A 15,484-nucleotide genomic window follows, 5' to 3' on the forward strand; every position below is an offset into this window, starting at 1 on the left:
ATGAAATTCAAGAGAGCTACCTTACTTTTATGTATAGCTTCTTGCTTTATGGGCTCTGCACAGGCGCAAAGCAATAATCAGGCAGGAAAATTAATTGGAGATGTCACCCTAAGTGAGCTGATCGACTATGCCTTGCACAATAAAATAGAAGTCAAGCAGGCCGATATTGACAAAGCTATAGGCGAGCGTGAGATTGCCTCTGCCCTATCAGGATGGCTTCCACAAATCAACGCGACAGGGAATATCGTACACAGTATGCAATTGCCTACCATGTTTATCAATGGAGCAAACATTCCTTTAGGACAGCGTAATACTTCTGCATTAACTTTCCAAGCCGACCAAGCGATTATCAGTCCACAGCTATTCCAAGCATCACGAGCGGCTAAATTCGTACGTCAACAAAACGACTTGAACATCGAGAGCGTACGTATTAATACCGTTGTCGATGTGAGTAAAGCTTACTACGACATTTTAACTTCGGAAGAATCACTAAAGATTATCAACGAGAATATTATCCGTTTGAAGCGTCAACAAATGGAGGCTAGCTCCCGTTATGAGGTGGGTTTAGTCGACAAGATTGATGCTAAACGTGCACAAATTTCATTAAACAATGCTTTTGCACAGTTGAAATCAACAAAAGAAAGCCGCGATTACAAATATGATTATTTAAAGATGCTTTTAGGCATGAATACCAAAGAGGGCTTGAGTCTTTCTTTTGCTAATCAAACCTTAGAGCAGAATATCCTTCTCGATACAACAGAAATTTTGAACTTCGCTAATCGTGTTGAATTTAAACAGACACAAACATTAAAAGATATTCAAAAGCTAAACACACAGTATCAGAAGTGGAACTTTCTACCAAAATTAGGTGCATACGCTAACTATGCATTGAACTACCGTAATGACAGCTTTGGAAAACTTTATAACGATAACATCCCGAGCTCCGTTGTCGGTCTTTCGTTAAGCTTACCAATCTTCACCGGAACGAAACGTATCCAAGAGATTCGTAAGTCTGAATTGCAAGAAGAAAGAATAGCTTGGGATCTTAAAAACCTAGAGAATAAAATTAGCACGGAATATGCAGGAGCTATGGCGAGCTACCGTGCCAATATGAATGAATGGCGCAACTCAAAAGAGAATATGCAGCTATCCGAAGAGGTTTATAATACCATCAAATTGCAATATGATGCAGGTGTGAAAACATACCTAGAGCTGATGACCGCAGAGACCGACTTAAAGACAAGTCAATTAAACTATCTGAATGCACTATATGCTGTTTTATCGAGTAAGCTAGATATTCAAAAAGCACTAGGCTCTGTAAATACAACGAATTAATAACAACCCTGATTACCCTTTAGAAATATACGAGAAACATGAATAAGAAGTATTTATTTTCAGCATTAGTTTTAGGTTCAGCACTGGTTTGGCAGTCTTGTGGATCTAAAGACGGTTCAAAGCAACAGGCTGCCGGTGCAGCAGCGCAAGGTGAAATGGCTATTCCTGTTTCTTTTGGAACAGTAAGCCAAGAAATTGTAGCTGGTTTGAAAAGCTACCCGGCTAGCGTAGTTCCGCTTCAAGAAACCGAAATCCGCGCAGAGGTAAGCGGATATATTACTAATATTTTTGTGAGCGATGGAGCGTCAGTATCCAAAGGTCAAGCGCTTTATGAAGTTGACCGCATCCGCTACCAAGCAGCTGTAGATCAAGCTAAAGCTAGTGTAGAGATCGCTAAGTCTACCCTTCAACGTGTAGAAAAAGATTTAGCACGTTACCAAACTTTGGCAGACAAAGACGCGATTGCAAAGCAAACGTTAGACAATGCGCTAACCGATGTTAGCACACAACGTTCGCAAGTACAAGCAGCACAAGCGGCTTTAGTAACGGCACAAACAAACTTACAGCGCTCCACTATCCGTGCGCCATACAGTGGTGTTTTAGGTATCTCGCAAGTACGTAATGGTGCTTTAGTAAGCCCTGGAACAACGCTTTTAAATACGCTAAGTTCTATTGACCCTGTAGCGGTAGAATTCCAAATTTCAGAAAAAGAAATCGCTGAGTTCTCCGCATACCAATCGGGCCGTTCATCAACGGAGATTACTGTAGCATTGCCTGATGGTACATCTTATGCAGGACAAGGTCGTATATCGCTTATTGACCGTGCTGTTAGTTCTTCTACAGGAACGATCAGCGTTCGTGCTACCTTCAATAACGCACAGAATATCTTACGTGCAGGTATGAATGTAACGATGAATGTGACGAGCAACTCTACTGTAGAACAAATGATTATTCCTTTCAAAGCGGTTCAAGATCAGTTGGGTGTTTACAACGTGTATGTTGTGAATGACAGTAGCAGAGCAGAACAACGACCTGTGGAATTAGGCACTAAAATCGGTGATAAAATCGTCGTAAACAAAGGCCTTAACATAGGTGAGAAAATTGTTGTCGAAGGAATTATGAACGTAAAAACAGGCGCTAAAGTTGTAGAAAATGCAGCTCCAGCACCAGCTGCTGCCGCTGCACCGAAAAAATAGAGGCTATCACTGTGATTAGAAAAATTAGAATATGATATCAGAAGTTTTTATAAAAAGGCCCATCACCGCAATCGTTATCTCGATCTTAATCATGATCATTGGTACGATTTCGATTATGACGCTGCCTATCAGTCAATATCCATCGATTGCTCCACCTACAGTTACCGTTACGGCCAACTATACGGGAGCCGATGCACAGACCGTTGAACAAACGGTAACCACGCCTATTGAGAGTCAGATTAACGGTACGCCAGGGATGATGTATATGTCGTCCAATAGTACGTCAAACGGACAATCAGCTATCACTGTAACCTTTGAAGTAGGCACAGACATCGATGTCGCAACACTGGATGTACAAAACCGTGTAGGTATCGCTGAGCCCTCACTTCCGGAGGCAGTTCGCCGTTTAGGGGTGACTACGCGTAAGGCGAATACAGATATCTTGATGTTGGTATCCTTAACTTCACCGAAAGGAACACGTGATGATAAATTCTTGGCCAACTACGCCAATTTATACATCAAAGATGCGATTATGCGTGTTAAAGGTGTGGGGGATGTAACGACCTTCGGTCAACCATTCTCTATGCGTATATGGCTAGATGCTAACAAATTGACGGCGTTAAACCTAACGCCTGCCGACGTATCAACAGCTATTAATGAGCAAAACTTACGTATGCCTGGTGGTTCTGTTGGTGCCCCACCGCAGTACAACTCACAGGTTTTCGAATATCCTGTTATTACAGACTCGGATCTTTCTAGCGTTCAAGATTTTGAAGATATCATCATCAAGTCGAACCCTAATGATGGTTCTATCGTTTTCTTAAAAGATGTAGCCCGTGTTGAACTCGGACAATTTAGCTACTCGTTAACGACTAAAACCGATGGTATTCGCTCTACAGGTATGATGGTAGCACAAACACCAGGTGGTAACGCTGTAGAAACAGCAGATGGTATTTATAAAGCTTTAGCGCTCTTAAAGAAATCCTTCCCTGATGACGTTGACTATGTTGTAGGTTACGAGACTATTTCTGTTGTTAACGCTTCTATTGAGTCTGTTATCCACACGTTAGTTGAAGCCTTATTCTTGGTAACCTTGGTTGTATTCTTCTTCTTACAGTCGTGGCGTGCAACGTTGATTCCAGTATTAGCTATTCCAGTTTCCATTGTGGGTACATTTATATTCTTTACTCTATTTGGTTTCTCGATCAACAACTTAACTTTATTAGCCTTCGTACTTGCCATCGGTATCGTGGTGGATGATGCCATCGTTGTGGTGGAGGCCGTCCAGCATTATATTGACCACTACCAGATGAGTGCGCGCGAAGCGACCATGCGTGCGATGAAAGATATCACCGCTCCGGTTATTGCTATTGCGTTAATCTTATCTGCGGTATTCGTTCCGGTAGGTTTCATTCCAGGGATGGTAGGTCAGTTGTATCAACAGTTCGCCATAACCATTGCCGTTTCGGTAATGATTTCGGCCTTCATTGCGCTGTCCCTAACGCCAGCCTTATGTTCGCTATTATTAAAGCCTACATCGGTAAATAAAGACGCACGTGGATTGAATAAATTTTTCTTCTTATTCAACCGTTGGTTTGAGCGTGTAACACATAAGTATTCTATTGGTGTGCGTAATGTTATTCGCAAAGCACCTTTAGCTATTATTATTCTAATCTGTATTTTAGTAGGTACCGGCTTTATGTTTAAAACGAAGCCTACAGGTTTTATACCTACAGAAGATAATGGTGCTTTCTTTGCCGGTGTTAGTTTACCAGAAGGAGCATCAGCAGCACGAACAGAAGCGGTATTAAATCAGTTGGAAAGAGAATTCCGTGCAGATTTCCCAGAGATTGAACACGTAACGTTGATTTCGGGTATTAACATCTTGAACAGATCATTCAAATCCAATGCAGCGACACTTTTCATCTCTTTGAAGCCATGGCATGAGCGTAAACGTACATCAGCACAGATTACGGGCGCTATCATGGGTAAATATCGTGCGTTCGACAAAGCGCGTGTATTAGCCGTTACACCTCCAGCAATTCCAGGCTTGGGTACTTCCGGTGGTTTCTCGCTACAGATTCAGGATCATGAGACCGTTGATATCAAAGAATTTGAAGGTGTTATTGGTAAGTTCTTAGCAGCCGCAAATGCGCGCCCTGAGATTGGTATGGCCTATACCCTTTTCAGCTCGAACTCACCGAACTTCAAACTATCGGTAAACCGTGAGCAAGCGAAGAAAATGGGCGTTCCGCTATCATCTATTTATACAACAATCTCTGCGTACTTAGGTTCTGCCTATATCAATGACTTCACACGCTACGGGCGTAACTTCCGCGTGGTAACACAAGCGGATCAAGAGTTCCGTATGAATATTGAAGACATCAATAAGCTATATACTAAAAATGTAAATGGCGCTTCGGTACCACTAGCGGGATTAGTAAACTGGGAATTGGTACAAAACCCTTCCATCATCAACCACTACAACATCTTCCGTAGTATTGAGGTTAGTGGTTCTGCTGCTCCTGGTTACAGTTCGGGTGATGCTTTGAAAGCATTAGAGGAAGTAGCTGCACAGACATTGCCTAGAGGCTATGGTTACGATTTCTCTGGTCTATCGCTACAAGAGAAACAATCCGGAAACATGACGGTAATGATCTTCGCATTATGTATTGTCTTTGTATTCTTACTATTAGCGTCGTTATACGAAAGCTGGTCGGTACCATTCTCTATCTTACTATCCGTTCCTATCGGTATCTTCGGTGCCATCTTGACGCTATTGTTTATCCCAACGTTGGATAACAACATCTATGCGCAGATTGGTTTGATCACTATTATTGGTCTTGCCGCGAAGAATGCGATTCTGATTGTAGAGTTTGCCAAAGAACGTGTAGATATCGGTATGCCATTGATGGATGCGACACTAGACGCTGTAAAACTTCGTTTACGACCAATTATTATGACTTCCTTCGCATTCATCTTAGGTATTATTCCTTTGATGCTATCGACAGGAGCTGGTGCATTCTCTCGTCAAACAATTGGATGGACCGTATTTGGTGGTATGCTTGCAGCAACTTTAATGGGTATCTTTATTATCCCAGTATTGTTCTACGTGATCACGAAAATGGCTTATGGAAAGAAAAAATTAGCAGAATTAGAAGCTAATTTTGATGAAGAAAAAGCTAAAAACTTAACAGCTCACTAAGCAGCTAAGTAACACATAAAAAAAGAGGGATTGAAAAATCCCTCTTTTTTTATGCTTAATGCGCCGACTCTATTTCAACCCTACATAAGAGGCAAAACATAAATTCTTATGGAGAATATCAACTTGACTAAACCCTACTTTTGTCAATAAATTCAACTGATACATCAAACTTCTCGGCGAGTCCTCTTTCTCGATATACGTAAATACGGCATCCCGATATTCCGCATCCTTTAAGCCTACCAAATAGTCCCCATACAACTCTTCATATACGAGAGTTTGTAAAGTCGGCGTCTGCTGTTGTATCAAGTCAAAAATCCAAATGCTTCCACCAGGATTCAATAAATCATATAGATTTTTGAAGCTACCCTCCCAATCAGCATCATCACGTAAGTGGTGTAAAACGGCTGTTGCGATAATTACATCGTAGGTACCTTCCGTTGCACTCAAATTTCTAAAATCTCCTTTTTTCAAACGTATAGAACCATCATGCACCTCTTTTACGCGCTCCAGCGCTTTGTCCAACATTGGCTGACTTAAATCTGATAGCGTCAAATCTAGCTCCTTCTTTTTCTGCAAGAGCTTGAGCACGTAGTTACCTGCGCCGCAGCCGATATCCAACACTCTGATTGTCTTATGGGGATAATGCTTCGCAATGGCACTTGTCATAAGGTCCATATTAAAAGCGGCATCCAAAGTCGTTTGTTGCCCCGTTTCTAAATTGGAAAAACGGATTACATCGTTATCAAAACGCGCTTCAATTTCTGCTAATGTTGATTTCATCTCTTCTATTTTTTAGTAAAAATAAAGGCTTTAACAATACCTTAAAAATACTATATTTAGCATATATCAATACCTTTTAAGTATGGAAATACGCCATCTCCATTATTTCTTAGTGCTAGCTGAAGAACTTCATTTTGGTCGCGCGGCAAAAAGACTGTTTATCTCACAGCCTCCTTTAAGTCGACAAATAAAACAATTGGAACACGAGCTAGGGGCAGTTTTATTCTTACGCGAGCACAAGAGAGTCAGCCTTACTCCTGCTGGACAATACCTGCAAGATGCAGGCCAAACACTCATCGATCAGATAGCCGTCATTAAAACCCGTACCTTCGATATTGGAAGGTCTATTGCTGGCGAAGTAAAGATTGGTTATATCAGTGCCGTAGATAAGCTTAAGCTAGGTTTATTTATCCAAGATATGCAGCAGGATTTCCCGCATGTACAGAGTAAGCTGTTTGAGCTCTCCACAGAGCGCCAAATTGAAGCGCTACAAAATGGTCAACTAGATTTAGCTATCGTGCGTGCCCCTATCCACAGCCCACACATCCTGCTTGAAAAGCTCTATCAAGAGTCTTTCTGTATGGCCTACTCGGCCGATTTTGAGCTACCGGATAACTTGTCGGCCCTCCAAGATAAGGCCTTCATCACCTACAATGCTGACGATGCACCTATCTACCATAGCAATGCACTATCCTTTTGTGCTGCACTGGGCTTCTCGCCCACAATCAGGCACGAGTGTAACACCATTTCGTCTATACTTGAACTCGTACATCTCAACATTGGCATCAGTATTGTCCCACAATCTGTAAAGGAACAATACCAACACTTAGCTATAAAATATTTAGATTTGAAAAACAAAGATATCAACACGACCACCCTCTTGGCTTATCGCCAAGAAGGTATGGACCAGGCCTTAGATAACTTGCGTAAATTGATTATAAAAAACTTCAAAGGATGAAACTACACAGCATAGATACGGGATTTTTTAAACTTGATGGAGGCTCCATGTTTGGCGTAGTTCCTAAATCGATATGGCAACGAACAAACCCTGCCGACGAGCGCAACCTATGCACATGGGCCAACAGACTTCTTTTAATCGAAGATGGTAAGCGTCTTACTTTAGTTGATACTGGTATCGGCGACAAGCAAGATGATAAATTCTTTAGCCATTATTTCCTACATGGAGACGATACGCTGGATAAATCGTTACATGCTAAAGGTTTTCACCGCGATGATATCACGGATATATTTTTGACTCATCTACATTTTGACCATTGTGGTGGTGCGATTAAAAGAGAAGGTGAGAAATTAGTACCAGCCTTTAAAAATGCACATTACTGGAGTAATGAACAACACTGGAACTGGGCCACAAACCCGAACCCGCGCGAGAAGGCATCTTTCCTAAAAGAGAACATCATGCCTATTCAGGAAAGTGGCCAATTGCAATTTATAAAAGAAGGAACGCCCTATGCCGATAAAGTCGATGTACGCTATGCATATGGGCATACCGAAGCCATGATGCTTCCGCAGGTACAATACAAAGGAAAGACGCTATTGTATATGGCAGATTTGCTTCCTTCTGTTGGCCATATTCCCATCCCTTACGTGATGAGTTATGATGTGAGGCCGTTAACGACAATGGACGAAAGACAGTCTTATTGGGAAGAAATTGTAGACAATGAATACATCCTCTTTTTAGAGCATGACCCTGAAAATGCATGCTGCACATTGCAACGTACAGAAAAAGGAATCCGTGTGAAAGATGTATTCCGATTGGATGAAATATAGAAAGCTAGGTTTTCCCCTAGCTTTCTCTCGTAAAAAAGTATAATTTACCGCTTAGCAGTCAAATTGGAGGGTTAAGCGCCATGCGCTAACCAATAGGCTCAAGGTACTGCGCATAGCAATATCCTTCTTCCCCATTTTTCAAGCGTACCAACCACCATTGGCTATTTGCACGACTTAAAAGGGTAATAACCTCTCCTTTAGCTACTTTACCAACTATCGGCTGATCTGTTCCTGGTCCTTTTCTAACATTAAGATTTCCATCTTGCGTTATAACACGAACCTCACTACCAGCAATAGCCGAGGAAACATCAATATTCATAACCACATCGCCCGACAAAAAATTAGGATCTATCTGATTATAAATATCCCATAGCTTGTTCTTTACATCTGCATTTGGCGCCGTTCCTCTAATTTGTAAAACACCATCTTGCTCTACATATTGCAAATCGGGTATACCAGAAGCCCCTGCTGTATCCAGCAACACTTTATATTTATCTTGTAATGCCATAGCTTGTTATTTAATAGTTATACCTTTAAGATCTACTTTTTTAGGATTTAAGGCATCCAAAGCGATTTTTAACGGCTGAATACGACTTTGCTCCAAAGTACCAGTAACCGTGATTACACCATCCTTAACATCAGCTTTAACGGTAGGATAATCTTTAACAGCATCGGTTACCTTTTGTACTAAATCAGCATCGTTCGTATTAACCTCAATAACAACAGGCTTTTCAATAGTAACGTCGTTTACGATCGATTGAATTTGCTTCGAATCGACACCTTTCACCGCTTCTGCTAAGGCAGTTTTTTCCTCTTCAGAGGCTACCGTTCCAGAAAGTGTAACAACCCTATCTTTAACGCTCGCCGTCACATGGGGATGTGAAGCGGTTACCGATTCAACCTTAGCCTTCAAATCGGCGTCTGAAATCTTGGACTTACAAGCGTTCATGCTTAAGGCCATAGCTCCTGCTACAGCCAAAACTAAAATTCTATTTCTTATGCTCATAAAAATTTATTTATTCTTAACGTGTTAGAGAACTATTTATGAGCTTAACAAGAGATAGAAAGAAATTGTTTTAAGAATTGCTAAAATTAAAACTAAACGATAGACAAAATCTGCTGGGCGGCACCATTAAAATTAATGGAATCACCAACGACTTTCCCCTTGAACAATTGACCAATCGGTGAACTAACTGAAATAACCATGAAATCAGTACCATCAATAGGCACTCTCCCCAAACTAATGGCAATAAAATAGCGAGCACGATCATTTATAATTAAAGAACCCACGACGATATGTGGCACCTCTTGCTTAAGGCTCAGCTGCTGCAACGCATTCAAATCGTTCTTAGCCTGCAATAGCTGCCCCTGGTAGCGTGTTAAATCTTGTTGAATCATCTCTCTGGATGTCTCATACTTATCTCCCGCACTACTTTTGGTATCGCTAACGAGCGATTCCTGTGCTTGATCCATCCCCAACACAATCTCTTGTATACGCTGTTCTGTGTGCGTAGTACAATAGTCCTTCAGCTTTTCTTTGATATCTTGCATAATGATTTTTTGAGCAAAAAAAAGCGCCAAACTATTCGCATGGCGCTTTCCTACAATATTGCAAAAATAAACCTATTTTTTCAAGGATTCTTTTAAATCTTTGGCTTTATCTTTAGCCCCTTCGCTCAATTCTTTGGCTTTTTCACCAACTTCTTTAGCTTTCTCCGCAGTTTTCTCCGCTGCATGGTCTAAGGCATTACCTGTAGATTTAGCCGCATCTTTTGTTGCATCAATTGCTTTATCAACGCCGTGCTCTACTTTTTCGCCAGCCTCTTTAATGGCTACTTTTGCTTTATCCAATGCGGAATTAGCCTCATCTAGGGCTTTCTGTGCTTCTTCTTGTGCTTTTTTATCACCCTTTTTTGCGGCAGCATCTAAATCAGCTTTAGCTTTAGTTGCGGCAGCTTCAGCAGCAGCGACACCATGGTCAACGGCAGCTCCAGCGTGATCCTCCGCAGTTGCGTGGTCATGACCAGCATGCTCATCTGTTGCTACTTCTGTTTTTTCTGTTTTTGCGTTGTTTGTACAAGCCAACAAAGTGAAGGCCGTAAACGCTACTAATGCAATTTTTCTCATTTTAAGTATGTGTTTAAGGTAATTCTAATGTAGTTAATTTTTTAACGATAAAATTTGTTCTCTACCCCTCCTCATAACGTAAAAAACAACCTTTTTCAAGGCTCTCCGAATAGCTGTAACAATAATCTTACCAAACTACTATTTTTTATACCCATCGACTTTAAAAAGGTGAGTTTTAAAATTCCGACCAAAAAAGTAGACGCTTAGTCAGCAAAAACAGACTATAGGGCACAAAAAAAGCGAGGAAAATTTCCTCGCTTTTGTATTTTATAAGGAGCGTAATGCTTACGAACGCCCGTAGATTGTTCCTTTTGCTGCTTCTAATGTATTTTTCAATAAGCCGACAATAGTCATCAAGCCTACGCCTCCCGGTACAGGAGTGATCCATGAAGCCTTCTGAGAAACAGCCTCAAAGTCAACATCACCATAAAGCTTAAAGCCCGATTTAGTAGCTGGCGAATCTTCTCTATTAATACCTACATCAATCACAATAGCACCTGGTTTCACCATATCTGCTGTAACGAAGTTCTTCTTCCCGATAGCAGCAACAACGATATCGCCTTGCAGCACTTCTTCTTGCAAATTGTGTGTACGGCTGTGGGTCAAGGTTACCGTGCAGTTTCCTGGATTGGTGTTGCGCGCCAAAAGAATGCTCATTGGCGAACCAACGATGTTACTACGGCCAACAACAACAGCCTTTTTGCCTGCTGTATCGATACCATAATGATCCAACATCAATAGAATACCATACGGCGTAGCCGGAATAAAGCAAGGTAAGTTACGCTGCATACGTCCTAAATTAATAGGGTGAAAACCATCCACATCTTTACGGTAGTCAATAGCTTCCGTAATCGTATCCGGGTTAATATGCTTTGGAAGTGGTAACTGTACAATTAATCCATCAATGGTAGGATCAGCGTTGATTTCTTGAATCTTAGCAATCAATTCTGCTTCGCTGATGGTTACATCATAGCGTATATTCGTTGATTCAAAGCCGACAAGCTCACAGTTGCGCATTTTACTAGCTACATAGGTTTCGCTACCACCATCATTGCCCACTAAAATAGCGACCAAATGAGGCTTACGTCCTGTTTCTGCCGTAAAAGCAGCTGCTTCTTGCTTGATGTCTTCTTTTATCTTCGCTGATACCAGCTTTCCATCTAATAAATTCATGTTTAGTGTTGAGTAGTAAGTATATTCTTTAATAAAAAGGATTAATCTAACTTTAATACCGCCATAAATGCAGATTGTGGAATTTCTACGTTTCCAACTTGACGCATACGTTTTTTTCCTTTTTTCTGTTTTTCAAGGAGCTTACGTTTACGAGAAATATCACCACCGTAACATTTCGCCGTTACATCTTTACGTAACGCGGAAATGGTCTCACGCGCAATAATCTTAGCACCGATAGAAGCCTGAATACGGATTTCAAATTGTTGTCTTGGTAAAAGCTCTTTCAATTTTTCACATATTTTCTTTCCAAAATCATACGCATTACTGCGGTGAATTAAGGAAGAAAGGGCATCGACAGGCTCATCGTTCAAACGGATATCCAATTTCACCAAATCAGACTGTCTGTAACCTATTTGATGGTAGTCAAAGGATGCATATCCTTTAGAGATTGTTTTTAATTTATCATAGAAATCAAATACAATCTCGCCCATTGGCATCTCAAAAACCAACTCCACACGATCCGAAGTCAAATAGTTTTGGTTGATAATAGCACCACGTTTCTGAATACATAGTGACATAACAGGACCAACAAACTCCGATTTCGTGATGATATTAGCTTTAATATATGGTTCTTCAATAGCATCCAATTTACTTGGATCAGGTAAATCTGAAGGGTTGTGTACCGCAATTTCTTCTTTATCTTTCGTTAAGAAAGCTTTGTAAGAAACATTGGGAACCGTTGTTATAACGGTCATGTTGAATTCACGTTCCAGACGTTCCTGAATGATCTCCATGTGTAGCATTCCTAAGAAACCACAACGGAAACCAAAGCCTACGGCTGCCGACGACTCTGGTTCGAATACCAAAGAAGCGTCATTAAGCTGCAAACGGTGCATAGACTCACGTAATTCCTCGTAATCCTCGGTATCTACCGGATAAATACCCGCGAATACCATAGGCTTCACCTCTTCGAAACCGTTGATAGCCTCTGTACAAGGACGGTCACGCTGCGTGATGGTATCACCTACTTTCACTTCGCGAGCTTCCTTAATACCAGAGATGATATAACCTACATCGCCTGTTTTAATAACATCTTTAGCGACTTGGTTTAGCTTCAATGTACCGATTTCATCGGCAAAATATTCTTTACCTGTTGCTACGAACTTAACTTTATCGCCTTTACGGATTTCACCATTTTCAACTTTAAAGTAAGCCATGATACCACGGAAAGAGTTGAATACAGAGTCAAAAATTAAGGCCTGCAAAGGTCCTTCAGGGTCACCAACAGGTGCTGGAACACGCGCCACAATAGCACGCAGGATATCAGGAATTCCAAGACCTGTTTTACCAGATGCAGGGATGATATCTTCACGTTTACCACCTATTAATTCAACAATTTGATCTTTCACCTCCTCCGGCATAGCGCCAGGAAGGTCCATTTTATTCAAAATAGGGATGATTTCTAAGTCATGCTCCAAGGCCAAGTATAAATTGGAGATGGTTTGCGCTTGAATACCTTGAGAGGCATCAACAATCAACAAAGCACCTTCACAGGCAGCAATGGAACGTGACACTTCATAAGAAAAGTCAACGTGCCCTGGTGTATCAATTAAGTTCAAGATATACGTTTGTCCATCTTGGGTATACTCCATTTGGATAGCATGCGATTTTATGGTAATCCCTCTTTCTCTTTCCAAATCCATGTTGTCCAACAATTGCGCTTGCGCTTCTCGTTTCGAAATGGTGTTTGTATACTCTAATAATCTATCAGCCAGGGTACTTTTACCATGGTCAATATGTGCGATGATACAAAAATTACGTATATGCTTCATACAGGTTGTTATCCAATAATTCTAATTTGCAAATATAATTTTTTTAACGCAGATTTCAGGGAACTATTTGTTGCCCTGTGCAAAAGATTTTAAGGAGACCGCAGGAACAAGAGTGCTCCTTAAAAAAGTAGAACCTCCTCAATGCAAGAAAGCCGTCTTTCCAGACGACTTTCTCACAGTAGAAAGGTTTCCCCCTTTTTTACAACTTCTCACCATGCTGAGAGAGATCAAGCCCCAACTCCTCCTCAGCTTCATCCACACGTAAAGGGGTTATCCAGTCGGTAATTTTTAAAAGCAAAAAGGCCATTAGTAAAATAAAAATACTGGCACCTATCAAACCAAGTAGGTGGGCCAAAAACAGACTATACTCCCCGTAATACAATCCATTGCTCTCTACCGCTGGATTTATAGCAGCATGCGCGAACACCCCTGTCAACAACATACCAATCATACCTCCTACTCCATGACTTGGAAAAACATCTAATGTATCATCGATATTTGATTTTGTACGCCATTCAATTAATAAACAACAAGCAACAGCCGCTACAGCTCCGATAACAATAGCATGCGGAATGGTAACAAACCCAGCCGCAGGTGTAATAGCGACCAAACCAACCACGACGCCTATACAGGTACCCATCGCCGATGGCTTTTTACCTCGTGCTGCTTCAAAAAGTATATACATTACAGCGGCGGCTCCTGATGCTGCCGTTGTGGTCGCCATAGCCGTTGCCGCTAAAGCATTAGCACCAAAGGCTGAACCCGCATTAAAGCCAAACCAACCAAACCATAAAAGGCCTGTACCTAGTAAAACATAGGTAACGCGCGCAGGCTCGTGCGTCTTAAATTGTTTACCTTGCTTCAAGTAAATCGCTGAAGCCAATGCTGTCAATCCTGCCGACATGTGCACCACCGTACCGCCAGCAAAGTCTAGAACCCCCATTTTAAAAAGGATGCCATCGGGATGCCAAGTGGCATGTGCCAATGGCGTGTAGATAAACACAAAAAATAAACAGATAAATAATATATACGAAGTAAACCGAATACGCTCCGCAAAGGCACCAGTAATTAATGCCGGTGTGATAATTGCAAATTTCAGCTGATACATAGCGAACAACACAAAAGGAATAGTCGGCGCACCCGCCCAAGGCGCATGATCCATCACCCCATTAAACATAAAAAAGCTTTTTGGCGAACCAATGATACCTCCTACGGAATCTCCAAACACTAAACTAAAGCCAAACACCACCCAAAGTACCGCAACAACAGCCATACAGACGAAACTTTGCAGCATCGTGGAAATAACATTCTTCTTTTTCACCATACCCCCATAAAAAAAAGCCAATCCTGGTGTCATTATTAAAACTAAGGCCGTTGAAGACAACATCCAAGCTACATCGGCAGCATTATATTCGAAATTATGCTCTTTCAAAGGCAATGACGGATTGAAAAACGCCAAAACAACAATAAGAGACATGATTAAAAAGGGGATGATTGATTTTTTTTGATACGAGGACATATTTTAACTTATTTAACAATACAATATTATAACATATCAACAATAAAAACAACAAAAAATCATTAAAATTTCACAAAAACAACAAATAAATTAAAAATAAAAGAAATACAAAGCCAAATAATACACACAAAACCAAAACAAACACTAAAAAACAACAACAAAACTAAATACAAGAACCAAAAAGATTAATTATAGCAAAAAACAAACTACAAAAACTATACATAAACTAAAATATACCCTACCTAATCCGTTAATACGGTAAAAAAGCCACATCCATTACCGAAAAACAATAAAAACAAGCATCCACCACATTAAAAACACCTTACTTAAACGTCCATAAACCTATATTCATCATTAAACGGTGGTCATACGAGTCTAAGAACTACTTTTACAGGTATACCTTAATTAGTAGGAATAAAGATTAGCACAACGCTGAGTTTCACGACATGGAATACAGCAACAAAATATGCGATACATAGCATTTAGCCTAAAACATTATAAATTAACACCCTTGCTATCCCCACGTACT

General features: G+C 40.8%; 13 protein-coding genes. 5 read left to right on the forward strand and 8 right to left on the reverse strand.

The annotated features are described in order from the left end of the window. Genes WH223_RS18480 through WH223_RS18490 form a run of 3 tightly spaced genes read left to right on the forward strand, consistent with a single transcriptional unit; the run spans position 1 to position 5,736 of the window. Entirely contained in the window at positions 1–1,335 is a 1,335-nt protein-coding gene (locus tag WH223_RS18480) for a TolC family protein (RefSeq protein WP_340049343.1), read from the forward strand. Between the two features lie 38 nt (positions 1,336–1,373). Further along, positions 1,374–2,531, forward strand: coding sequence for an efflux RND transporter periplasmic adaptor subunit (locus WH223_RS18485; protein ID WP_340049344.1), 1,158 nt, complete (start codon positions 1,374–1,376; stop codon positions 2,529–2,531). Positions 2,532–2,562: 31 nt separating this feature from the next. Beyond that, positions 2,563–5,736, forward strand: coding sequence for an efflux RND transporter permease subunit (locus tag WH223_RS18490; protein ID WP_340049345.1), 3,174 nt, complete (start codon positions 2,563–2,565; stop codon positions 5,734–5,736). A gap of 69 nt (positions 5,737–5,805) precedes the next feature. Here the strand turns inward: WH223_RS18490 and WH223_RS18495 are convergent, their stop codons facing one another. Next, positions 5,806–6,516, reverse strand: a complete 711-nt coding sequence (locus WH223_RS18495; RefSeq protein WP_340049346.1) for a class I SAM-dependent methyltransferase — start codon at positions 6,514–6,516, stop codon at positions 5,806–5,808. A gap of 82 nt (positions 6,517–6,598) precedes the next feature. Between WH223_RS18495 and WH223_RS18500 the strand changes: the two genes are divergently transcribed. Continuing rightward, a complete protein-coding gene (locus tag WH223_RS18500) occupies positions 6,599–7,474 on the forward strand; it encodes a LysR family transcriptional regulator (protein WP_340049347.1) in 876 nt (291 codons plus the stop codon). Next, on the forward strand, positions 7,471–8,304 hold the full coding sequence (locus WH223_RS18505) for an MBL fold metallo-hydrolase (RefSeq protein ID WP_340049348.1): 834 nt from the start codon (positions 7,471–7,473) through the stop codon (positions 8,302–8,304). The genes WH223_RS18500 and WH223_RS18505 overlap by 4 nt, the downstream gene beginning before the upstream one ends. An 85-nt stretch (positions 8,305–8,389) precedes the next feature. Here the strand turns inward: WH223_RS18505 and WH223_RS18510 are convergent, their stop codons facing one another. From WH223_RS18510 to WH223_RS18540, 7 genes are all read right to left on the reverse strand, one after another. Next, positions 8,390–8,812 carry an SH3 domain-containing protein gene (locus WH223_RS18510; RefSeq protein WP_340049349.1) on the reverse strand — a complete coding sequence of 141 codons (423 nt, stop codon included), beginning with the start codon at positions 8,810–8,812 and terminating at the stop codon, positions 8,390–8,392. Positions 8,813–8,818: 6 nt separating this feature from the next. Continuing rightward, the gene (locus tag WH223_RS18515; protein WP_340049350.1) at positions 8,819–9,310 is read right to left on the reverse strand and encodes a BON domain-containing protein; all 492 of its coding nucleotides are present in this window, start codon (positions 9,308–9,310) and stop codon (positions 8,819–8,821) included. A 92-nt stretch (positions 9,311–9,402) separates the two neighbouring features. Next, positions 9,403–9,855, reverse strand: coding sequence for a hypothetical protein (locus WH223_RS18520; RefSeq protein ID WP_340049351.1), 453 nt, complete (start codon positions 9,853–9,855; stop codon positions 9,403–9,405). A 72-nt stretch (positions 9,856–9,927) separates the two neighbouring features. After that, positions 9,928–10,431 (reverse strand): hypothetical protein, encoded by a 504-nt coding sequence (locus WH223_RS18525; protein ID WP_340049352.1) that lies wholly within the window; start codon positions 10,429–10,431, stop codon positions 9,928–9,930. Between the two features lie 285 nt (positions 10,432–10,716). Continuing rightward, a complete protein-coding gene (locus WH223_RS18530; RefSeq protein ID WP_340049353.1) occupies positions 10,717–11,604 on the reverse strand; it encodes a bifunctional 5,10-methylenetetrahydrofolate dehydrogenase/5,10-methenyltetrahydrofolate cyclohydrolase in 888 nt (295 codons plus the stop codon). Positions 11,605–11,645: 41 nt separating this feature from the next. Then, positions 11,646–13,436: a translation elongation factor 4 gene (lepA, locus tag WH223_RS18535; RefSeq protein WP_340049354.1), complete on the reverse strand. Its 1,791-nt coding sequence runs from the start codon at positions 13,434–13,436 to the stop codon at positions 11,646–11,648. A 199-nt stretch (positions 13,437–13,635) separates the two neighbouring features. Further along, entirely contained in the window at positions 13,636–14,913 is a 1,278-nt protein-coding gene (locus tag WH223_RS18540; protein WP_340049355.1) for an ammonium transporter, read from the reverse strand. Between the last annotated feature and the right edge of the window lie 571 nt (positions 14,914–15,484).

Source organism: Sphingobacterium sp. MYb382 (assembly GCF_037572665.1).
GTDB lineage: Bacteria > Bacteroidota > Bacteroidia > Sphingobacteriales > Sphingobacteriaceae > Sphingobacterium.

What these genes read in the sequence shown, in the direction of transcription:
- WH223_RS18480 (WP_340049343.1), top strand. Translation starts at nt 1, where the DNA reads ATGAAATTCAAGAGAGCTACCTTACTTTTATGTATAGCTTCTTGCTTT.
- WH223_RS18485 (WP_340049344.1), top strand. Translation starts at nt 1,374, where the DNA reads ATGAATAAGAAGTATTTATTTTCAGCATTAGTTTTAGGTTCAGCACTG.
- WH223_RS18490 (WP_340049345.1), top strand. Translation starts at nt 2,563, where the DNA reads ATGATATCAGAAGTTTTTATAAAAAGGCCCATCACCGCAATCGTTATC.
- WH223_RS18495 (WP_340049346.1), bottom strand. Translation starts at nt 6,516, where the DNA reads ATGAAATCAACATTAGCAGAAATTGAAGCGCGTTTTGATAACGATGTA.
- WH223_RS18500 (WP_340049347.1), top strand. Translation starts at nt 6,599, where the DNA reads ATGGAAATACGCCATCTCCATTATTTCTTAGTGCTAGCTGAAGAACTT.
- WH223_RS18505 (WP_340049348.1), top strand. Translation starts at nt 7,471, where the DNA reads ATGAAACTACACAGCATAGATACGGGATTTTTTAAACTTGATGGAGGC.
- WH223_RS18510 (WP_340049349.1), bottom strand. Translation starts at nt 8,812, where the DNA reads ATGGCATTACAAGATAAATATAAAGTGTTGCTGGATACAGCAGGGGCT.
- WH223_RS18515 (WP_340049350.1), bottom strand. Translation starts at nt 9,310, where the DNA reads ATGAGCATAAGAAATAGAATTTTAGTTTTGGCTGTAGCAGGAGCTATG.
- WH223_RS18520 (WP_340049351.1), bottom strand. Translation starts at nt 9,855, where the DNA reads ATGCAAGATATCAAAGAAAAGCTGAAGGACTATTGTACTACGCACACA.
- WH223_RS18525 (WP_340049352.1), bottom strand. Translation starts at nt 10,431, where the DNA reads ATGAGAAAAATTGCATTAGTAGCGTTTACGGCCTTCACTTTGTTGGCT.
- WH223_RS18530 (WP_340049353.1), bottom strand. Translation starts at nt 11,604, where the DNA reads ATGAATTTATTAGATGGAAAGCTGGTATCAGCGAAGATAAAAGAAGAC.
- lepA (WP_340049354.1), bottom strand. Translation starts at nt 13,436, where the DNA reads ATGAAGCATATACGTAATTTTTGTATCATCGCACATATTGACCATGGT.
- WH223_RS18540 (WP_340049355.1), bottom strand. Translation starts at nt 14,913, where the DNA reads ATGTCTCTTATTGTTGTTTTGGCGTTTTTCAATCCGTCATTGCCTTTG.